This window comes from Geodermatophilus telluris (assembly GCF_900102745.1).
GTDB classification, from domain to species: domain Bacteria; phylum Actinomycetota; class Actinomycetes; order Mycobacteriales; family Geodermatophilaceae; genus Geodermatophilus; species Geodermatophilus telluris.
In genome coordinates this window covers 66496-87043 of sequence record NZ_FMZF01000007.1, presented here as the reverse complement: position 1 = coordinate 87043, position 20548 = coordinate 66496, and the positions used below count along the sequence as shown (strand labels likewise).

19 protein-coding genes are annotated in these 20548 nt (G+C 75.2%); 8 read left to right on the top strand and 11 right to left on the bottom strand.

The genetic code is table 11. The features are described from left to right. Positions 1-9 precede the first annotated feature (9 nt). The 5 genes from BLQ97_RS20085 to dnaA all read right to left on the bottom strand — a co-directional run bounded on the left by BLQ97_RS20085 (position 10) and on the right by dnaA (position 6906). Positions 10-510 carry a DciA family protein gene (locus BLQ97_RS20085; RefSeq protein WP_091368174.1) on the bottom strand — a complete coding sequence of 167 codons (501 nt, stop codon included), beginning with the start codon at positions 508-510 and terminating at the stop codon, positions 10-12. Beyond that, a complete protein-coding gene (recF, locus tag BLQ97_RS20080; RefSeq protein ID WP_091368171.1) occupies positions 503-1663 on the bottom strand; it encodes a DNA replication/repair protein RecF in 1161 nt (386 codons plus the stop codon). Before recF ends, BLQ97_RS20085 begins: the two co-directional genes overlap by 8 nt. A 27-nt stretch (positions 1664-1690) precedes the next feature. Next, complete coding sequence (gene gnd / locus BLQ97_RS20075; RefSeq protein WP_091368168.1) at positions 1691-2623, bottom strand: phosphogluconate dehydrogenase (NAD(+)-dependent, decarboxylating); 933 nt, start codon at positions 2621-2623, stop codon at positions 1691-1693. Positions 2624-2785: 162 nt separating this feature from the next. Continuing rightward, positions 2786-3997 (bottom strand): DNA polymerase III subunit beta, encoded by a 1212-nt coding sequence (dnaN, locus tag BLQ97_RS20070; protein ID WP_245692523.1) that lies wholly within the window; start codon positions 3995-3997, stop codon positions 2786-2788. 1103 nt (positions 3998-5100) lie between these two features. Further along, the gene (gene dnaA, locus BLQ97_RS20065; RefSeq protein WP_091368162.1) at positions 5101-6906 is read right to left on the bottom strand and encodes a chromosomal replication initiator protein DnaA; all 1806 of its coding nucleotides are present in this window, start codon (positions 6904-6906) and stop codon (positions 5101-5103) included. A 612-nt stretch (positions 6907-7518) separates the two neighbouring features. Here dnaA and rpmH point away from each other — a divergent pair. The 8 genes from rpmH (at position 7519) to BLQ97_RS20025 (ending at position 13371) form a co-directional block, all read left to right on the top strand. Next, positions 7519-7656 carry a 50S ribosomal protein L34 gene (rpmH, locus tag BLQ97_RS20060; protein WP_091368159.1) on the top strand — a complete coding sequence of 46 codons (138 nt, stop codon included), beginning with the start codon at positions 7519-7521 and terminating at the stop codon, positions 7654-7656. Then, complete coding sequence (rnpA, locus tag BLQ97_RS20055) at positions 7595-8053, top strand: ribonuclease P protein component (RefSeq protein ID WP_342670523.1); 459 nt, start codon at positions 7595-7597, stop codon at positions 8051-8053. The genes rpmH and rnpA overlap by 62 nt, the downstream gene beginning before the upstream one ends. Continuing rightward, a complete protein-coding gene (gene yidD / locus BLQ97_RS20050; RefSeq protein WP_091368153.1) occupies positions 8050-8469 on the top strand; it encodes a membrane protein insertion efficiency factor YidD in 420 nt (139 codons plus the stop codon). The genes rnpA and yidD overlap by 4 nt, the downstream gene beginning before the upstream one ends. Beyond that, positions 8462-9649 (top strand): membrane protein insertase YidC, encoded by a 1188-nt coding sequence (yidC, locus tag BLQ97_RS20045; protein WP_175471836.1) that lies wholly within the window; start codon positions 8462-8464, stop codon positions 9647-9649. The genes yidD and yidC overlap by 8 nt, the downstream gene beginning before the upstream one ends. 129 nt (positions 9650-9778) lie before the next feature. Then, positions 9779-10423, top strand: coding sequence for a Jag family protein (locus tag BLQ97_RS20040; protein WP_245692521.1), 645 nt, complete (start codon positions 9779-9781; stop codon positions 10421-10423). Beyond that, on the top strand, positions 10420-11082 hold the full coding sequence (gene rsmG, locus BLQ97_RS20035) for a 16S rRNA (guanine(527)-N(7))-methyltransferase RsmG (protein ID WP_091368148.1): 663 nt from the start codon (positions 10420-10422) through the stop codon (positions 11080-11082). The genes BLQ97_RS20040 and rsmG overlap by 4 nt, the downstream gene beginning before the upstream one ends. A gap of 85 nt (positions 11083-11167) precedes the next feature. Further along, positions 11168-12304 (top strand): ParA family protein, encoded by a 1137-nt coding sequence (locus BLQ97_RS20030; RefSeq protein ID WP_091368145.1) that lies wholly within the window; start codon positions 11168-11170, stop codon positions 12302-12304. Continuing rightward, positions 12301-13371, top strand: a complete 1071-nt coding sequence (locus tag BLQ97_RS20025) for a ParB/RepB/Spo0J family partition protein (RefSeq protein WP_091368143.1) — start codon at positions 12301-12303, stop codon at positions 13369-13371. Before BLQ97_RS20030 ends, BLQ97_RS20025 begins: the two co-directional genes overlap by 4 nt. 62 nt (positions 13372-13433) lie before the next feature. On the opposite strand, the gene BLQ97_RS20020 is transcribed toward BLQ97_RS20025, so the two are convergent. From BLQ97_RS20020 to BLQ97_RS19995, 6 genes are all read right to left on the bottom strand, one after another. Beyond that, entirely contained in the window at positions 13434-14429 is a 996-nt protein-coding gene (locus BLQ97_RS20020) for a D-alanine--D-alanine ligase family protein (protein ID WP_091368139.1), read from the bottom strand. 5 nt (positions 14430-14434) lie between these two features. Continuing rightward, on the bottom strand, positions 14435-15835 hold the full coding sequence (locus BLQ97_RS20015) for an aminotransferase-like domain-containing protein (protein ID WP_217637292.1): 1401 nt from the start codon (positions 15833-15835) through the stop codon (positions 14435-14437). Positions 15836-16040: 205 nt separating this feature from the next. Next, positions 16041-17189 carry an N-acetylmuramoyl-L-alanine amidase gene (locus tag BLQ97_RS20010; RefSeq protein ID WP_245692520.1) on the bottom strand — a complete coding sequence of 383 codons (1149 nt, stop codon included), beginning with the start codon at positions 17187-17189 and terminating at the stop codon, positions 16041-16043. Between the two features lie 140 nt (positions 17190-17329). Further along, a complete protein-coding gene (gene trxA / locus BLQ97_RS20005) occupies positions 17330-17656 on the bottom strand; it encodes a thioredoxin (RefSeq protein ID WP_091368131.1) in 327 nt (108 codons plus the stop codon). A 149-nt stretch (positions 17657-17805) separates the two neighbouring features. Then, positions 17806-18825 carry a thioredoxin-disulfide reductase gene (gene trxB / locus BLQ97_RS20000; RefSeq protein WP_245692518.1) on the bottom strand — a complete coding sequence of 340 codons (1020 nt, stop codon included), beginning with the start codon at positions 18823-18825 and terminating at the stop codon, positions 17806-17808. 78 nt (positions 18826-18903) lie between these two features. Continuing rightward, positions 18904-20544, bottom strand: coding sequence for a hypothetical protein (locus BLQ97_RS19995; RefSeq protein ID WP_091368130.1), 1641 nt, complete (start codon positions 20542-20544; stop codon positions 18904-18906). Positions 20545-20548 lie beyond the last annotated feature (4 nt).

Genomic DNA, 20548 nt, shown 5'->3' with positions numbered 1-20548 from the left:
GCACCGTCCTCATCCGTACGTGTCGCGGGGCCCCCGCCCGCGGACCGACCGCGGGCCCTTCTTCCAGCTGGGGGCCGTCGGTCCGACAACGCGCAGCCGGGTCACGACGTCCCCGCCCACCTGCGCGCGCAGCCGCGCCAGGATCGTCGGGGCCAGCAGCCGCAGCTGGGTGGCCCACGCGGTGGACTCGGCGACGACGAGCAGCTCGCCCTCGGTAAGCGTCTCGGGACGGCAGTGCGCGGCGATGTCGGGGCCGACCAGCGCCGACCAGCGGCCGAACACCGCGCCGACGCGGGTCTGCTCGGTCCAGTCCTGCGTGCTGACCAGCGAGTCGACCAGCCGGCCCAGCGGCTGCGGGTCGTCGTCGCCGGGCCGCGGGCCGGTCCACTTCCGGCGGGGGCCGGCCACCCGGCGGCGGGTGGGCGCGGGACGGGCCGCCGAGGCGGCGCGGGCCGCCTCCAGCGCCGCGCGGGCGATGTCGCTGGGCCGCGCCGGCCGGTCCTCAGCCACCGGGCACCGTCTCCACCAGCGTCGCCGTCCCCCCGGAGACCTCCACGCGGGCTCCCCTCAGCTCCTCCGGCACGTCGTCGAGGACGGCCGCGGTGATGAGCGTCTGCTCGGCCGACCGGGCGACGTCGGTCAGCGCGGCCCGCCGCCCGGCGTCGAGGGTGGCGAACACGTCGTCCAGGACCAGGATCGGCTCCTCGCCGTCGGCGCGCCGCAGCGCGAAGCAGCCGAGCTTGAGCGCCAGCGCCAGCGACCAGGACTCACCGTGGCTGGCGAAGCCCTTGGCCGGTGCCGGGCCCAGGTGCAGCACCAGGTCGTCGCGGTGCGGGCCGACCAGCGTCACGCCGCGGTCGACCTCGTCGCGCCGGCGCTCGGCCACCCGCTCGCGCAGCGCCGCCGACAGCTCGGCCACCGGCGGGGTCGCCGTCCCCCCGGTCAGGGGCGTCCCGTTCCCGGCCAGGGGCACGCTGCTGGCGTACCCGAGACCGGCCGGGGCCGCGCCGGGTCCCGCCACCGCGGCATAGGCGCGCGCCACGTGCGGTGCGAGGTCGGCGACCAGCGCCAGCCGGGCGGCGAGCAGCTGGCCGCCGAGGTCGACGAGGTGGGCGTCCCAGACGTCGAGGGTGGCCAGCGCGTCGCCGCGCGCCATCCGGGCGGTCTTGAGCAGCGCGTTGCGCTGCTTGAGCACCCGCTCGTAGTCGCTGCGCACCCCGGCCAGCCGCGGGGTGCGGCTGACCAGCAGGTCGTCGAGGAAGCGGCGCCGCTCGGCGGGGTCGCCGCGCACGAGGGCGAGGTCCTCGGGCGCGAAGAGCACGCTGGTGACCAGGCCGAGCAGCTCCCGCGGGCGCGGCAGCGCGGCCCGGTTGACCCGCACCCGGTTGGCCCGCCCCGGGTTGACCTCCACCTCGACGAGCAGCTCGCGGTCCTCGCGGCGCAGTGCCGCGCGGACGACGGCCTGCGCGGCGCCGTGCCGGACCAGCGGGGCGTCGGCCGACACCCGGTGGCTGCTCATCGTCGCGAGGTAGCCGACGGCCTCGACGAGGTTGGTCTTGCCCTCCCCGTTGCGGCCGACGACCACCGTGGGGCCCGGGCGCAGCGCCAGGTCGACCTTCTCCCAGTTGCGGAAGTCGACGAGCTGCAGGTGCCGGACGTACACCTCAGGCCCGACCCCGGAGGTCCTTCTTCACGCGGGGCGCTCGACCTCCTGCGCGCGGACGGCGTGCACCGCGTGCCCGCCGAACTGGTTGCGCAGCGCGGCGACGGCCTTCATGGTCGGCGAGTCGTCCTGGCGCGAGGAGAAGCGGGCGAACAGCGACGCGGCGATCGCCGGCATGGGGACGGCGTGGTCGATGGCCTCCATGACCGTCCACCGGCCCTCGCCGGAGTCCTCGGCGTAGCCGCTGATCTTCTCCAGGGTGGGGTCCTCCTGCAGCGCGCGGACCAGCAGGTCCAGCAGCCAGGAGCGGATGACGGTCCCCTGGGTCCACGAGGCGACGACGCCCGGGACGTCCTCGACCAGGTCGACGGCGGCCAGCAGCTCGTAGCCCTCGCCGTAGGCCTGCATGAGCGCGTACTCGATGCCGTTGTGGACCATCTTCGCGTAGTGGCCGGCGCCCACCGGGCCGGCGTGCACGAACCCGGCGCCGGGGATGGCCTCGCCCGACTCGTCGGTCGGCGCCGGCGGCTTGAGCGCGTCGAAGACCGGCTGCACCTTGGCGACGTCCTCCTTCGACCCGCCCACCATCAGCGCGTAGCCGTTCTCCAGGCCCCACACGCCCCCGGAGACGCCGGCGTCGACGTAGCCGATGCCCTTCTGCCCGAGGTGCTCGGCGTGCTCCTTGTCGTCGGTGAACTTCGAGTTCCCGCCGTCGACGACGACGTCCCCCGCCTCGAGCAGCTCACCGAGGTCCCGCACCGTCTGCCGGGTCGGCTCCCCGGCGGGCACCATCACCCACACCACGCGCGGCGCCGAGAGCGCACCGACCAGCGCCTCGAGGCTGTCGACGTCCCGCTTGCCGGGCGAGCGGTCGTAGCCGACCACCTCGTGACCGGCGCGGCGCAGCCGCTCGGCCATGTTGCCGCCCATCTTGCCCAGCCCGATCAGCCCCAGCTGCACGGTCTCGTCCTCTCGTCACGCGTCGTCGTCGCAGGCGGGCGCACGCACCGCTGCGGGTGCCCGGGGTGTGCCGTGCCCGGCCCGGCGGCCCGGGACACCTCCGGCCCTCCTGCAGGGTCCCGCCGCGAGCTTGCGAGTGGCGGGGGGCAGGAGGGTCCTTCTTCAGCCGGGAAGGCGCACCGGCATGATCAGGTACCGGTAGCTGCCCGGGCGGTCCGCGGCGGCCTGCGCGCCGTCCGCGTCGTCGGTGGCCGGGTCCTCGACCCCGGAGAGGACGGCGGGCTTGAGCGGGCTGGTGAAGTCCATCCGCGCCCGGCCGGTGTGCACCGCGGCCAGCCCGTCGAGCAGGAACGTCGGGTTGAAGCCGATGGTCAGCGGGTCACCGTCGAAGTCGACGTCGCAGCGCTCCTCGGCCTGCCCTTCGTCGTCGCTGCCGCCGGCGCGCAGGGTGACCTGACCGGGGGTGAACTCGCAGCGCAGCGGGGTGCCGCGCTCGGCGACCAGGGCGACGCGCTTGGCGGCGTCGGTGAACTGCACGACCGGCAGCGTCGCGTTGGCGCTGGACTCGGTGGGCATGATCGCCCGGTACTTGACGAACTCGGCGTCGAGCAGCCGGGTGGTGGTCTGCCGGTCCTTGCCCGACAGGCCCAGGATGCCCTCGCCCGAGCCGCCCGAGGACAGCGAGACGACGATCTCCGGGCCGCTGGTGAGCGTGCGGGCGGCGTCGGCCAGCGTGCGGGCGGGCACCAGGACGGCGGCCGACAGCCCCGGCGTCTCCGGGCGCCAGGCGAACTCGCGCACCGCCAGCCGGTAGCGGTCGGTGGCCGCCAGGGTCACCCGGTCGTCGTCGATCTCCAGCCGGACGCCGGTGAGCATCGGGAGGGTGTCGTCCCGGCCCGCGGCGACGGCGACCTGGCCGACGGCCTCGGCGAAGACGTCGCTGTCGACCACCCCCGCCGAGGAGGGCATCGACGGCAGCGAGGGGTAGTCCTCGGCCGGCAGGGTCGGCAGGCTGAACCGCGCGTTGCCACAGGTGATCGACAGCCGGGGTCCCTCGGCGCGGACGTCGACCGGGTGCGGGGGCAGCGCGCGGGTGATCTCGGCGAGCAGCCGGCCGGGCACCAGCGTCCGGCCGCTCTCGCTCGCCTGCACGTCGACCTCCGCGCGCGCGGAGACCTCGTAGTCGAAGCCGGAGACCGACAGCTGGCTGCCGTCGACCTCGAGCAGGATGCCGGCGAGCACCGGCACCGACGGGCGCGGCGGCAGGCTGCGCGCCGTCCACGCGACGGCATCGGCGAGCACCTCGCGTGTCACCCGGAACTCCATGACCGACCCACCCCAGCTCTGCACGGTCCACTGCTGTCGTCTGCGCACCTGTGCTCCCCGGTGTCCGTGCAGCCCGGGGACGGTGCTCGGTGCGTCCTGCGCGGTTCATCGTGCCCGTCGGTGCGGGCATCGGGGAACCCGGGACCCGATCAGGTGCCCCGCTGTCCGCTCCAGGCCCTCCAGCCCGCGCTTCCCCACCCCTACTGGGGTTCGAGAAATCCTGGATCTAACTCCCTCATCTCCGTCATCACCGGTGTGGAAGCTGGGGATCGAGCCCCTTCGCGCAGGTCAGGCCGGAAGTCGACATGTTGGTCCACTGTGGGGAACCGACCGTCTCCTGTTGTCGACACGTGGACATCTCGACGGGTGTGCACACCGAGCGGCCGCAGTCCACCTCCTGTCCCCTGCTCCCCCACCTCCGATCCCCAGTCCGTGCCCAGGTCGCCGCCGGGCCGCGGTGGACGTGCCCGGCGCGGCGGTGGACGAGGGCCGCGGGGAGGCGGGAAAGCGCAGGTCGGTACGGTCGCGTGACGCTCCGTGCACACCTGGGGAGTGGCCTGGGGACGAGTCCCCCGCACCGGGGCCGCCGCGGTCCTCCGGTCTCGGCCGGGTCACGATCTCCCCAGGGTGTGCACATCCCTGGGGACAACTCGGCGACCTGTCGACAGCGGCGGGGTGCCCGACCGGCCTCGAGGCCTGCGACGACGCGGCGGTCGGCGGTGTCCCCACCCTCCCCCGGTTGTGGACAGCCCGCGAGCCGGCGCGGTCCCGGGAGTGGACGGCGGGGCCTCCGCAGCCCTCGTAGCCGGCGACCGCGTGCACCCACGCACCACTCGACCGGCCGTCACCGCGCCCCGGCGCACACCGTCGACGGGCGCGGGTCAGTCGTCAGAGGGGGACGGCGCAGTGGCGAGCCGCCCTGCGCAGGACGGGGGACCGGCCGCGGGGCCGGAGGCTCCCGGCCGGAGACGGCCTCGATGGCCTCAGTGCACCCGCTCGGCCTCGGTGCAGGGGCCCGCGCCCGGGCGAGCCGCCCTGCGAGGCGGCGGGAGGAGTGGGGCCCGGAGGGTCCCGCGACCGAGCGCCGGGGTGGGCTCAGCGCAGGCCGGGGACGGCACGTGGCCGCCGGTGCGGTCCGGAGGACCGCAGTGTCACTGCCGGGCGCGACTCTTGATGCGGGCGGTCAGCTCGGTGACCTGGGTGTACGTCGCCCGGCGCTCGCTCATCAGGTTGGTGATCTTCTTGACGGCGTGCATGACGGTGGTGTGGTCCTTGCCGCCGAAGGAGGCGCCGATCCGCGGCAGGGACAGCTCGGTGAGCTCCCGGCACAGGTACATGGCGATCTGGCGGGCGTTGACCAGCGTGCGGCTGCGGTTGGCGCCCTGCAGCTCCTCCATCGTCACGGAGAAGTACTCCGCGGTGGCCGCCATGATGATCGCCGCGGTGATCTGCGGGCCCTGCTCGTCGCTGATGAGGTCCTTGAGCACCAGCTCGGCCAGCGGCAGGTCCACCTGCTGCTTGTTCAGCGACGCGAACGCCGTCACCCGGATCAGCGCGCCCTCGAGCTCGCGGATGTTGGTCTGCACCTTGCTGGCGATGAACTCCAGCACCGGGTCGGGCACCTGCAGCCGCTCGCCGTAGGCCTTCTTCCGCAGGATCGCGATGCGGGTCTCCAGGTCCGGCGCCTGGACGTCGGTGATGAGGCCCCACTCGAACCGCGTGCGCAGCCGGTCCTCGAGCGTCGTCAGCTTCTTCGGCGCCCGGTCGGAGGTGATGACGATCTGCTTGCTCGCGTTGTGCAGCGTGTTGAAGGTGTGGAAGAACTCCTCCTGCGTCCGCTCGGCGCGCTCCAGGAACTGGATGTCGTCGATGAGCAGGAAGTCGATGTCGCGGTAGCGGCGGCGGAAGTCCTCGGCCCGGCCGGAGTGGACCAGGTTGATGAACTCGTTGGTGAACTCCTCGGTGCTGACGTAGCGCACCCGCACGTTGGGGAACATCCGCGCTGCGTAGTGCCCGATCGCGTGCAGCAGGTGGGTCTTGCCCAGCCCGGAGTCGCCGTAGACGAACAGCGGGTTGTAGGCGCGCGCCGGGGCCTCGGCGACGGCGACCGCGGCGGCGTGGGCGAACCGGTTGCTGTTGCCGATGACGAAGCTGTCGAAGACGTACTTGGGGTTCAGGCCCGGGTCCTGACCGGCCGGCGGGCGGCGGTCGCCGAACAGCGGGACGGCGCCCCCGCCGGCCCGGCCGCCCGCCCGCCGCGGCGCGGTGTCCTCCTCGGGCGGCGGCGCGACGTCGTCGCCGAGGTCGAAGGGCAGCACCTCGGCGCCCTCGCCCGGGCGCACGCCGCGCCGGCGGCCGGTGCTCCGCCCGCGGCCGGCCGGGCTCCAGTCGGTGGCGCCCCACTCCTCGGCCGGGGCGCCGGCGGCGGGCTGGTCGTAGGACGGGCCGTCGTAGGCCGGGGTGTCGTACGCGGGGGTGTCGTAGGCCGGGGTGTCGTAGGACGCGGCGTCGTAGCCGGGCGCGGGCTCGTAGCCGCCGGCCCCGGCGGGCCGGTCCAGCGGGCGGGCGTCGCTGCGCACGCCGAACGCGCTGCGGCCGTCGTCGGCCCGCTCGCGCTCCTCGTCGGAGGACAGGTCGGCCGACGGCGCCCACGGCCGGCGGGTGGGCGGCTCGGCGGCCGAGGTGGCGGCGTCGGCCGGCAGGTCCTCGAGCTGGATGGCCACGCCGATGTCGCGGCCGAGCTGCTCGGACAGCGCCTCGGCCAGCACCCGGCGCATGCGCGACTCGAGCACGGTCTGGGTGAACTCGTTGGGCGCGGCGAGGACGGCGGTGCCGCCCACCAGGCCCACCGGCCGGGTGAGGTTGAGCATCGCGTTCTGCTGACGGGTCAGGCTGGTGGCCAGCCGCTCGCGGACCGAGTCCCAGACCTCCGCCAGGTCGACCGTGGCATCGGCCATGACCCTGTCCTCCCCAAGCTGTTCTCGTCCCCGTGACCGACCTGCCGCGCTCCCGGGTCCCCGGCACCGTGGCTGCCCGGTTGTGGACATCCGGACACAGGTGTTCCACACGAGTGTCCACAGGCTGTGCACGACTGGCGACACGGCGCCTTGTCGACCCGCTGCTGCGGGGCGGCCCCGGCGTCGTCGCTGGTCGGGAGGGAGGTCGTGATACGGCTCGAGGCGGGCGGCGATCAGGTCGACCGGGTGGTCGGCCCCCGTACCGGGCTGTCACCCGGACCGGAGCGACGGCGACGCTAACAGCCCCGTCCACAGCCCGGCAACGACGCCCGGGTGCGCGTGGGACGGCCGGTGCGCGTGTCGGTCGGCGTGTCGTCGCCGCCCCGTCGGCGCGCCGACACCGCGTGTCCCCCGGGCGGCGGGAGCATGTCCGGTCGCCGTGCCGCCGGAGCGTGCGGGTCCGGTCCGGGGACGGCGTCCCGGGGGGCGCGCTGCTCGGGTTATGCTGGGCGGAGTCCGTGGACCGGCCCGGGCGCAGCCCTGCCGCCGGTCCGCGCGCGTGCCTGCCCACCGGCCGGCCGCACCGCCGACGTCCCGCCGTAGGAGTACCCCGTGAGCAAGCGCACCTTCCAGCCGAACAACCGCCGCCGGTCCAAGACCCACGGTTTCCGGCTGCGGATGCGCACCCGTGCGGGCCGCGCGATCCTCACCGGTCGCCGCCGCAAGGGTCGCGAGAAGCTCTCCGCCTGAGGTGCTGCCCGCGCAGGCCCGCCTGCGCCGGCGTCCGGAGTTCACCGCGGTCGTCCGGTCGGGCCGGCGTGCCGGTCGGCCGACCATGGTGCTCCACTACCTCCCCGCCCGACCCCCGGCCGCCGCGGCCGGGGGTCCTGGCGTGCCCGGGGACGCCCCGACCGGCCCGCGGGCCGGCTTCGTGGTCGGCAGGGCCGTCGGCAACTCGGTGGTCCGGCACCGCGTGACCCGGCGGCTGCGCGCCGCCGTCCGCGAGGAGCTGCGCCGGCTGCCCGCGACCGCCGACCTGGTCGTCCGGGCCCGGCCCGAGGCCGGCACGGCGACCTCCGCCGACCTGCGGCGCGACCTCGCCGCCGGCCTGGACCGCGTGCTCGCCGAGCGGACGCGGTCCTCGTGACCGCCGGGCCCGCACCCGACGGTGCGGCACGCCGCCGGGGACCGGTCGCCCGCGCCCTGCTCGGCGCCATCGGCTTCTACTCGCGCGCCGTCAGCCCCGCGCTGCCCCCGCGCTGCCGTTTCGCCCCCACCTGCAGCGCCTACGCCGCCGAGGCGGTCGCGCTGCACGGCGCCGGCCGCGGCTCGTGGCTGGCGCTGCGGCGGCTGCTGAAGTGCGCCCCCTGGCACCCCGGCGGCTTCGACCCGGTGCCGGCGCCGCGCGCCGGCCGGGCGGCCGCCGGAACCCGCGGGACCGGTCGTCCGTCGAGGTCTGCGGCACCCCTCGCGGTGCCCGCCGCCGACGGCGCCCGTCGTCCCGCCCCCGAGACCTCACCGGCTGACCGCCGGTCCCCGCAGCAGGAGGCTGGCGTTGCTTGACTGGCTCTACACCGCGATCGCCTTCGTCATGAAGGTCTGGCACGGGGTGTTCTCGTCCTTCCTCGACCCCGCCGGCGGCATCACCTGGGCGCTGTCGATCGTGTTCCTGGTCGTCACCGTGCGGCTGATCCTCTTCCCGCTGTTCGTCAAGCAGGTCAAGAGCCAGCGGGCGATGCAGGAGATCCAGCCGGAGATCCAGAAGCTGCGCAAGCAGTACGGCGCCGACCGGCAGGGCTTCAGCCAGGCGATGATGGAGCTGCAGAAGGAGCGCGGGGTCAACCCGCTGGCCGGCTGCCTGCCGATCCTCCCGCAGATCCCGGTCTTCCTCTCGCTGTTCCACGTGCTGCGCCGGCTGCGGCCGGGCGCGCCCGGCCTCTACAGCTGGGACGACGAGCTCACCGACCAGGCCGCGAAGGCCGAGCTGTTCGGCGCGCCGATCTCCTCGTCGTTCAACATGACCGGGCAGAAGGCCGCCGACATCCTGGCGCTGCCCGGCGTCAGCGAGGCCGGCATCCGCACCGTGGCGCTGATCCTCATGGTGATCATGTGCGCCACCACCTTCTTCACCCAGAAGCAGATCATGCGGCGCTCCGGCCCGGTCGAGGGCCAGGCCGCGATGGTGCAGAAGCTGCTGCTCTACGGCATGCCGGTCAGCCTCTTCGTCACCGGCTTCTTCTTCCCGATCGGCGTCCTCCTCTACTGGATGACGAACAACCTGTGGACGCTGGGCCAGCAGTTCTTCATCCTGCGCAAGATGCCCCCGCCCGGGTCCCCCGCCGCGCTGGCCAGGTCCGCTGCCGACAAGCCCGCCGTCGACCCGAAGACCCTCGCCCCCAAGCCCGGCGCCAAGCCGGTGCGCAGCCGGGGTGGCCGGCCCGTGACGTCCGGGGTGGACCTGGGCAAGGACGGCGACCGCGACCCCGGCACGCCGGATTCCCCGTCCGCTGACGGCGTGACGCTGTCGAAGAGCGGGCCCCCCGTCACCGACGGCCCCGCCCCCGCCGACGGCACCGCGGCCACCGACGGTCCCGCGGGGACCGACGGGACCGGCGGCACCGGCAGCACCGCGTCCGGGTCCTCCGCCGGCCGTCCCGGCGGCGGCAGGAGTGGCTCCCGCCCGGGCAACCGCGCGCCGCACGGGCGGCCCGCGGGCACCGGCGGGAAGCGCAAGCGCCGTTAGCCCCGCGGCGGCCCGGTCCGGCGTCCCCCGCCGCCGCGGCCGCCCCGCCGGGCGGCGCGCCCCGCCGCGCGCCCGGCTCCCCAGACCACCGGGTCCGCCCGGCTGCCCGCACCGACTGGAGGTACCTCCGTGAGCGCTCCGCACCAGCCGCCCTCCGACACCGCCGCGACCGCCGAGGCGACCGCCGGCGCCGTCCTGAGCCCCGCGCCGGACACCGCGCCGGACGGGCCCACCGACCTGCCCGACCGCGACGAGGCCGGCGCCGACGCGCTGGTCGAGCCGGCCGACGAGGTCGACGTCCGGGCCGGCGGCACCGACCTGCTCGTCCGCGAGGGCGACGTCGCCGGCGACTACCTCGAGCGGCTGCTCGACATCCTCGACGTGGACGGTGACATCGACCTCGACGTCGAGGGCGACCGTGCCTCGGTGGCCATCGTCGGCGGCGACCTGCAGGACCTCGTCGGGTCCGACGGCTCCGTCCTGGAGGCCCTGCAGGAGCTCACCCGCCTGGCCGTGGCCCAGTCGACCGGCGTCCGCAGCCGGCTGATGCTCGACATCGGCGGCTACCGCGCCCGCCGCCGCGCCGACCTCACCTCGCTGGCCGCCGAGGCGGCCCGGCGGGTCGCCGCCGGGCGGCAGGCCGAGCGGCTGGCGCCGATGAACCCCTTCGAGCGCAAGGTCGTCCACGACGTCGTCGCCGGGGTCGCCGGGGTGCACAGCGAGTCGGAGGGCGAGGAGCCGAACCGGCGCGTCGTGGTCCTGCCAGATCGGTGACCGGGCCCGCTGCGCCCGGGGTCGGGGCGCCGCCCGCGCCCGACGTCGCCGGTCCCGTCTTCGGGGAGGCGCTGCCGGCCGCCGAGCGCTACGTCGCCCGGCTGGCCGGTGACGGTGTGACGCGTGGGCTCATCGGGCCGCGTGAGGTCCCACGGCTGTGGGAGCGGCACGTGCTCAACAGCGCGGCGGTGGCCGAGGCGGTGCCCGAGGGTGCCCGGGTGGTCGACGTCGGCAGCGGTGCCGGCCTGCCCGGCATCCCGCTGGCGCTGGCCCGCCCCGACGTCGTCCTCACCCTGGTCGAGCCCATGGCCCGCCGGGTCGAGTTCCTCGAGGAGGTCGTCGCCGAGCTCGGCGTCCCCTGGCGGGTGGTCCGCGGTCGCGCCGAGGAGCGCGCGGTGGTGCGGACGGTCGGCCCGGTCGACGTGGTCACCGCCCGGGCGGTGGCGGCGCTGCCCCGCCTCGTCGGCTGGTGCCGCGGCCTGCTGCGGCCCGGCGCCCAGCTCGTGGCGCTCGTCGGTGCCCGCGCCCTGGAGGAGCTCCCGGCGCTGCTCCCCGAGCTGGAGCGCGCGGGGATGCGTGACGTGCACCCTCGGGCTGTCGGCGCCGGGCTCGGGGAGGCTGCCACTACCGTGGTGGTCATGACCCGTGGGTCGCGGTGAGCCGGCGGCGCGCCGTTCCACGTGGAACCCGCACAGCTATCCCGACCCCGTTCCACGTGAAACGGGTCGGCGAGGAGGACCCGCGATGACCGACCCGGGCCAGCGGCTGCGCTCCAGCCTCGCGGCCGACACGGCGGCCGCCTCCGGCACGGACTTCGACAGCCCCATCGCCATGGAGGCCCTGCGCGCCACGCGGGTGCTGCACGCCGCCGACCAGGAGCCGTTCCCGGCGCCCGGCCGGCTGCGGGTGGTCACCGTGGCCAACCAGAAGGGCGGCGTCGGCAAGACGACCTCCACGGTCAACCTCGGCGTCGCGCTGTCCCTCTACGGCCTGCGGGTGCTGGTCATCGACCTCGACCCGCAGGGCAACACGAGCACCGCCCTCGGTGTCGAGCACACCGTGGGCACGCCGTCGATCTACGACGCCCTCGTCGGGGACCGCTCGATGGCCGACGTCGTCCACCCGACGACCGCCAGCCCGAACCTGCGCTGCGTCCCGGCGACGATCGACCTGGCCGGCGCGGAGATCGAGCTGGTCTCCGTGGTGGCCCGCGAGTACCGGCTGCGCCGCGCGATCGAGGGCTACGTGCAGTCGCTGCCCGAGGAGCGGCGGCCGCACTACGTCCTCATCGACTGCCCGCCGTCGCTGGGCCTGCTGACGCTCAACGCGCTGGTGGCCGGCGACGAGGTGCTCATCCCGATCCAGTGCGAGTACTACGCGCTGGAGGGCCTCGGCCAGCTGCTCAACAACATCGAGCTGGTCCGCGCGCACCTGAACCCGGGCATCGCCGTCCGCACGATCCTGCTGACGATGTACGACGCGCGGACGAAGCTCGCCGACCAGGTCGCCGAGGAGGTGCGCAGCCACTTCGGGGAGCTGGTGCTGGGCACGGTCATCCCCCGCAACGTCCGGGTGTCGGAGGCGCCGGGCTACGGGCAGTCGGTGCTCACCTACGACCCGGGCTCGCGCGGGTCCACCAGCTACGTCGAGGCGGCCCGCGAGTTCGCCGAGCGGGGCGTGCACCTCGTGCCCGAGGCCGACCCGCGCCCGATGGGGCCGCCGCCTCCCCCGCCGCCCCGGACCGCGCCGATGCCCGCCGTCCGCCCGCAGGCGTCGGCCACCGGCTCGCTCGCCGACAGCTCCCTGGCCGGAGCGGCCTTCGCCGGCACCGACGCGGCCGTCCTGCCCGTGCCCACCTCCGTCGACGAGGAGAACCGATGAGCAAGCGTGGCGGCCTCGGCCGGGGCCTGGCGGCGCTCATCCCCACCAGCGCTCCCCCGGTCGAGCAGCCGACGCTGCCCGAGTCCGAGGCGCCCGCCCCCGAGACGGGTGGGACGCCGGAGACGGGCGGGACGACGACGGGGACGACGCCCTCGCCGGTCACGCTGCTCCCCCCGGCCGCGCAGGCCGCCGCCACCGTCGCCGCGCAGGCCGAGGCCGCCGTCGGCGTCCCGGGCGCCCAGCTGCGCGAGGTGGCCGTCACCGACGTCGTCCCCAACCCCCGCCAGCCGCGCCAGGTGTTCGACGACGAGGCGCTGGAGGAGCTCACCCACTCGGTGCGCGAGTTCGGCCTGCTGCAGCCGGTCGTGGTGCGCGAGCGCACGCTGGACGACGGCAGGGTCGGCTACGAGCTCATCATGGGCGAGCGGCGGCTGCGCGCCGCCCGGGGCGCCGGACTCGAGACGGTGCCGGCGATCGTCCGCGAGACCGAGGACGACGCGCTGCTGCGCGACGCGCTGCTGGAGAACATCCACCGCGTCCAGCTCAACCCACTGGAGGAGGCCGCCGCCTACCAGCAGCTGCTGGAGGAGTTCGGCGCCACCCACGAGGAGCTGGCCGGGCGCATCGGGCGCAGCCGCTCGCAGGTCACCAACACCATCCGGTTGCTCAAGCTGCCGGTGAAGGTGCAGACCCGGGTGGCCGCGGGCGTCATCACCGCCGGACACGCGCGGGCGCTCCTGGGCCTGGACGACCCCGAGGCGCAGGACGCGCTCGCCACCCGGATCGTGGCCGAGGGGTTGTCGGTGCGGGCCACGGAGGAGGCGGTGGCACTGGCCGCCGCCGAGCAGCCGGCCGCGCGCCGACGGGCCCGCCGGTTCAGCGCGCCGGGTGTGGAGGACCTCGCCGGCCGGCTGTCCGACGTCTTCGAGACCAAGGTCAAGATCCAGATCGGCCGGGCCAAGGGGCGGATCGTGGTCGAGTTCGGCTCGGTCGACGACCTGCAGCGCATCATCGGCCAGATGGCGCCGGACGTCAGCGGGCGCCGGGAGGGCTCCGAGGGGTCCTGATGACACAGAGCCCGGGTTCCGTCACGGACGGAACCCGGGCTCTGTCGCTCTCGGGCTGCGGCTCAGGTGGTGCCGCGCGCCCGCCGGGTGAGCAGCCGGGAGAGGACGTCGCCGAGGTCGTGGCCGGCCGCCTCCACCGCCATCGGGAACATCGACGTCTCGGTCAGCCCCGGGGAGACGTTGACCTCGAGGAAGTGCACCTCGCCGTCGGGACCGACGATCGCGTCGGTGCGGGAGAGGTCGGCCAGCCCCAGCGCCCGGTGCACCCGCACGGCGAGGTCGGCCGCGCGGGCCGCCACGTCCTCGGGGACCCGGGCCGGCGCGTGGTACTCGGTGAGGCCCGGCGTGTAGCGGGCCGTGTAGTCGAAGACCCCGGACTCCGGCGCGATCTCCACCGCCGGCAGCGCCTCCGGGCCCTCGCCCAGGTCGACCACCGAGACCGCCAGCTCGACGCCGTCGACGAACCGCTCGACGAGCACCGTGTCGCCGTAGGCGAAGCAGCTGACCATCGCGGCGGGCAGGTCCTCGACGCGGGTCACCTTCTGCGCGCCCAGCGCCGATCCGCCGGAGGCCGGCTTGACCATCAGCGGCAACCCGAGCCGGGCGACGATGAGGTCGAGGACGGCGCCGGCGCCCAGCTCGCGGAAGGTGCTGTGCGGCAGGGCCACCCAGTCCGGCGTCGTCAGGCCGGCGCCGCGCACCACCGACTTGGCCGCCGGCTTGTCCCACGCCAGGCGGCAGGCGGCGGCGGGCGAGCCGACGTAGGGGACGCCGGCGAGGTCGAGGACCGCGCGCAGGGCGCCGTCCTCCCCCGTGGCCCCGTGCAGCGCGATGAACACCGCGTCGGCGGGTGCCGCGGCCAGGCCTGGCAGGAGGTCGGCGTCGGCGTCGCGCAGCTCGGCGTCCACGCCGACGCGGGCCAGCTCCTCCACCACCTGCGTGCCGGAGGACAGGCTGACCTCGCGCTCGAAGGTCAGGCCACCGGCCAGGACGACGGCGTGCAGGGGGTGCTCCTCGGAGGTCGTGGTCGGTGCCGCGGGTGCGGCGGGCTCGGTCACGGGGGTCAGTCCTCCGACCGGTCGCTGTTGGCGGGGCCGACGATGGTCTCGGCGGTGTGCGTGGGCGCGGGGCGTCCCACGGCCCGGAAGGTGCCGGTGTCGACGGCGTCGAAGGTGCTGTGCAGGTCCAGCTCGGCCTCGATGACGCGGGCCAGCCGGCGCACGCCCTCCCGGATCTGGTCCGGCTCGGGGTAGCAGTAGGACAACCGCATGTACTCGCGGCCCGCGCCGTCGGCGTAGAAGCCGATCCCGGGCACGTAGGCGACGTGCGCGTTGACCGCGCGCGGCTGCATCAGCTTGCTGTCCAGGCCGTGCGGGAGCTTGAGCCACACGTAGAAGCCGCCGTCGGGACGTGTCCAGGTGGTGCCCGGCGGCATCAGCGCGTCGAGCGACTCCAGCGTGGCGTCCCGCCGCTCGCGGTAGAGCTCGGTGAACAGCTTGATCTGCTCGCGCCAGGGCTGGGTGTCGAGGTAGCGGGCCACCGCGTACTGGGTCAGCGACGGCGGGCAGAGCACCTGCGCCTCCGTGGCCAGCACGAGCTTCTCGCGGACGGCGAGCGGCGCGAGCACCCAGCCGACCCGCAGGCCCGGGGAGAAGGTCTTGGAGAACGAGCCGAGGTAGACGACCCGCTGGGAGTTGCGGGCCCGCAGCGCCCGCATCGGCTCGTGCTCGAAGCCGAGCAGGCCGTAGGGGTTGTCCTCGATGACCAGCAGGTCGTACCGCTCGGCGATGTCGACGATCGCCTGGCGGCGCGGCTCGGACAGCGTCACGCCGGCCGGGTTGTGGAAGTTCGGCACGGTGTAGAGGAACTTCACCCGGTCGCCGTTGGCCCGGCACTCCAGCAGCGCCTGCTCCAGCGCCTCCGGGATCAGGCCGTCGTCGTCCATCGGGACGTGCCGCACCCGTGCCTCGGCGGCCTGGAAGACGCCGAGCGCACCCACGTAGGAGGGGCCCTCGGCGAGGACGACGTCCCCCGGGTCGCAGAAGACGCGGGTGACCAGGTCCAGGCCCTGCTGGGAGCCGACGGTCACCACGACCTCGCTGGGCGAGGCGTCGGTGATGCCCTCGAGCGCCATGACGTCGCAGATGCGCTCGCGCAGCCGCGGGTCGCCCTGGCCGGAGCCGTACTGGAGGGTCTGCGCGCCCATGCCGCTGACCAGCTCGCCGATCATCGAGCCGACGGCGTCGAGCGGGAGCGCGGTGACCGCGGGCATCCCGCCGGCCAGCGAGACGACCTCGGGCCGGCTGACGACGGAGAACAGCGCGCGGATCTCCGAGCTCTTCATCCCGTGCGTGCGTGCTGCGTACCGGTCGGCGAGGGGGTCCAGCCGCGGGTGGCGGGGCACGACGTGGGAGTGCGGGTGCGGGGAGCCGGGCGACACCGGACCCGGTGGGAGAGAGGCCACCCGTCGAGTGTAGGGAGCCCACCCGGGGGTCCCGACCGACACGGCGGGTCGAGACGGACCGGTCACACCCCGGACCCCAGGAGTCCCACGCGTGCGGGCCCGCGACGGCGTCGCGCCGTCCTACCCCACCGCGGCGCGTCCTACCGGACCGTCCACCGTCGGGTAGGACACGCGATGATCAGGTCCGCTGATCATCGCCGCGCGGCTACACCCGGCTGGGCAGGACGAAGGTGCCGGTGGGGGGGTCGGCGTCGGCCGGCAGGAACAGCCGCTGGACGGCGGCCAGGACGGCGGAGGCGACGCTGCTGCGCACCCGGGCGTCGAGCAGCAGCAGCCGGTCGACCGGGTGGGAGAGGTAGCCGCAGTCGAGCCGGACGGCGGGCATGCGGCTCATCCGCAGCAGGTCCCACGTCTTGGGGTGCCCCCCGAGGTCGAGCATGCCGGTGCGGGCGGTGACCTCGCGGCGGACCAGGTCGGCGAACCGCTCCCCCACCGTCGACGACGTCCCGGAGCCGGTGCCGTAGTAGTAGCTGGCCACGCCGCGGGCGTGCTCGGACTCGTGCGCGTCCAGGTGCAGGGAGACGAACAGGTCGGCGCGGGCGTCGTTGGCGAAGCGGGTGCGCTCGGCGGCGGTGGGGTCCTGGTCGGGGCCGCGGGTGAGGTAGACCGTGGCACCGGCGGCGGCCAGCTGGCCCTCGATGCGGCGGGCGAGGTCGAGCACGAGGTCGGCCTCGGTGGTCTCGCCGGAGGTGCAGCCGGGGTCGTCGCCGCCGTGTCCGGGGTCGACGACGATGCGGCGGCCGATCAGGTGCGGGCCGCTGTCGACGAAGGAGGCGCTCTGCCGGAGCAGCTGCGGGCGGCCGCCGGTGACCTTGCGGCCGAGCTGGCGCAGCGCGCGCAGCGTGGCCGGCCCGCACGTGCCGTCGGCGGTCAGCCCGTAGTCGCGCTGGAAGGTGCGCAGGCCGGTCTCGGTCTCCGGGCCGAAGGTGCCGTCGGCGCGGCCGGCGTCGTAGCCGAGCTCGAGCAGCCGCTCCTGCAGGCCGGTGACGTCGTCGCCGCGCATCGGCCGCTCGGGGTCGTGGTGCAGCAGCCGGTCGCCCAGCGACCAGCGCGCCTCCGACAGCGCCCGGTAGGTCTCCTCGCCGACGCGGCCGTCGACCGACAGCCCGCGCACCTGCTGGAAGTGCCGGACGGCGAGCTCGGTGGCCTGGTCGTACACCTCGGCGCCGTCGTCGTCCGGGATGCCGTCGGCCGGTGCGAGCAGGCCCAGACTGCGCAGGGCGGCCCGGACGTCGGCCACGGCGGGGCCCCGGCTGCCGGGACCCAGCGGCTGCATGCTGCTCTCGCTACCCATCGTGCTCCCGATTGTCCCGTCCACGACCCCGACCGGCCCGCCGGGGGTCCCCCGGACGCACCGGGGCCCGCTCCTCCGGGGGAGGAGCGGGCCCCGGTGTCGGCCTCCCGAGGGGGAGGTCCTGCCTCAGGTGTCCCGGCTCAGATGTAGTCGGCCAGGTCGGAGAGGATGGCGCCCTTCGGCTTGGCGCCGATGATGCTCTTCACCGGCTTGCCGCCCTGGAAGACGGTCATCGTCGGGATCGACATGACCTGGTAGTCACGGGCGATCTGCGGGTTCTCGTCGATGTTGAGCTTGGCGATCGTCAGCTTGTCGCCGTGCTCGCGGGCGATCTCCTCCAGGACGGGGGCGACCATCTTGCACGGGCCGCACCACTCCGCCCAGAAGTCCACGAGGACGGGCTTGTCGCTGCCCAGCACCTCGTTGGCGAAGCTGGCGTCGGTGACGGTCACGGTGTTGCCTGCCATGGTCGTTCTCCCTGTGGGTCGATCGAGGTCTGCGGTGTGGGGCCTCTGCCGGGGGTAACCCGCGGAGAGGGCGCGCTATGCCCGGAACGGCCCCCTCGCAGGGTCCCGCGCCGAGCGGAGCGAGGCGTGGGCGGCGAGGGGGTCCCTCCTCAGCGCTCGTCGAAGGTCTCGGCCAGCCAGCGCTCGGCGTCGATGGCCGCCGCCGCCCCGGTGCCGGCCGAGGTGATGGCCTGCCGGTACACGTGGTCGACGACGTCGCCGCAGGCGAAGACGCCGTCGAGGTTGGTGCGCGTGGTGGGGTGCTCGACCTGGATGTAGCCGGAGTCGTCGAGCTTGAGCTGCCCGACGAACAGCTCGCTGCGCGGGTCGTGGCCGATGGCGACGAACACGCCCGAGACGGGGAGCTCCTCGGTGGCGCCGGAGGCCACGTCGGTGAGCTGGACGCCGGAGACGGTGGAGTCGCCGAGGACGTCGGTGACCTGCTTGCCGAGGGCCCAGCGGATCTTCTCGTTGTCCTGCGCGCGCTTCTGCATGATCTTCGAGGCGCGCAGCTCCTCCCGCCGGTGGACGACGGTGACCGTCTTGGCGAAGCGGGTGAGGAAGGTGGCCTCCTCCATCGCCGAGTCGCCACCGCCGACGACGACGATGTCCTGGTCGCGGAAGAAGAAGCCGTCACAGGTGGCGCAGGCCGAGACGCCGTGGCCGAGCAGGCGCTGCTCGTTGTCCAGGCCCAGGTACCGGTACTTCGACCCGGTGGCGACGATGACCGCGTGCGCGAGGTGCACCTCGTCGCCGACCTTGACCACCTTGGGGCTGGCGGTCAGGTCGACCTCGGAGACGTCGCGGGCCACCAGCTCGGCGCCGAAGCGCTCGGCCTGGGTGCGCATGTCCATCATCAGCTCGGGGCCCTGGATGCCCTCGGCGAAGCCGGGGAAGTTCTCCACCTCGGTGGTCGTCATCAGGGCGCCGCCGAACTGGGAGCCCTCGAAGACCAGCGGGTGCAGGTTGGCCCGCGCGGCGTAGACGGCCGCGGTGTAGCCCGCCGGGCCCGACCCGATGATGATCAGGTCACGGACGCCGTCGTGCTCGGCGGGCGGGATCGCCGGGGAGGTGATCTCGGTCGTCGTGGCGGGGCCGGGGGTGGGCTGGGAGTGGGTCACGCGCGGCACAACGCCAGATCGTAGGGCCGCATTCCGTGGTCAGGGGACGGGTGGGCCGCCGCCGGCCCCCGTCCGGGGGGACGCCGCTCAGGAGGCGGAGCTGACCGCGACCTCGGCCAGGGACCCCTGGAAGCCGTCGTCGGCGGGCACCAGGCCGGTCACCCACACCGCCACGTACTGCGTGGTCACCGGCTCGTCGAAGGTCAGCTCGGTGGTGCCCTCGACGGTGCCGTCGGCCGCGACGGCGTAGGAGTCCAGGTCGCCGTCGGGCGAGTCGCCGGTGCGCACCTCGACGGTGATGCCCGGCGTCGTCGTGGTGAGCGTGACCCCGCCCACCGGCTGCGCCGAGCCGAGGTCGTAGACGACGCCGACGCCGGGCTTGAGGTTGCCGAAGTCGGCCGAGCCCCGGTAGGTCAGCGTCGACCAGGCGGTGGCCGGGTCCCCGTCGAAGGAGGCGGGGACGTCGTCGACGTTCTCCGGCTCGCCGTCCCCGAACGGGTCGAGCACCGTGGCACCGGTGATGGCCGCCGGTCCGGCCGCGGTCGCGGGGACGGGGCTGGTCTCGGCGGCGGGGCTGGTGGACGGGGCGGACGGCGCGGCCCCCGGCACCCGGTCGACCTCCTCGTCGGCCACCGACAGCACGCTCGTGCCCACCCACCAGGCGAGCGCGACGACGATCAGCAGCGCCAGCAGCGGGAGCCCGACGACCAGCAGGCGCCGGCGGGTGGCCGAGCCCGGCCGGTCGTCGCCGTCGAGGTCGTCGTCGGCCGCGAGGTCGTCGGCGAGGTCGTCGGCGAGGTCGTCGTCGGCACCGTGGTCGCCGTCGAGGAGGTCGTCGTGGTCGGACCGGCGGCCGCTCGGGACGGGCGGCAGGGTGCCGGGCGGCCGGCGCTGCGGCCGCTCGTCGTCCTCCCCGTGACCGGCGTCGGCCGCGCGGTCGGCCGCCGCGGCGCGCTCGCTCTCCCGGTGCTCGCGCAGCCGGCCCAGCCACCCGCTGTCGCTCTCGTCGCCGCCGCGGACCGGGCGGGCGCCGGTGCGGGGGCGCTCGGCGAGCAGCGCGGCCATCGCGGCGGCGCTGGACAGCCGGGAGCCGGGCTCGGTGGAGCGCGCCCGGCGGACCAGCGCGGCGAGGTCGGGGGCGCCGATCTCCGGCGCGGCGCCCGGGGTGCCGGCCTGCCGGCCGGTCAGGCAGAGCTCGAGCAGCGCGCCGAGGGCGGAGATGTCCTCCTGCACGCTGCCGGTCGCCGCCGGGACCGCGCGCAGGCCGACCAGGCCGTTGGGCCGCAGCACGACCGTCTCGGGGCCGAGCCCGCCGACGGCCAGGCCCACCCGGTGCGCCTCGGCGACGCCCTCGGCCAGCCGGCGCAGCACGGTGCGCGTCTCGCGCTCGCCCATGGGGCCGGCGGCCAGCCGCTCGTCGAGGGTCTGCCCGTCGATCCACTCGTTGACGACGTAGGCCGGGCTGCCCGACCCGCCGCCGGTGCCCTCGGAGGCGTCGTAGACCATGGCCAGGGCGGGCGTGGCCAGCCCGCCGGCGGTCAGCGCGCGGGTGATCCAGGCGCGGGCGGGCGGGCCGCCGGGCACGTGCACGCGGACGGCGACGTCGCGGTTGAGGACCCGGTCCTTGGCCCGCCAGCTGTGGATGACGCCCGTCTCGGTCCGCTCGACCGGGCCGACCTCGTCGAGGGGGCGGTAGCGGTCGGGGAGGCCGGTGATCGTGGACGTCATCGAC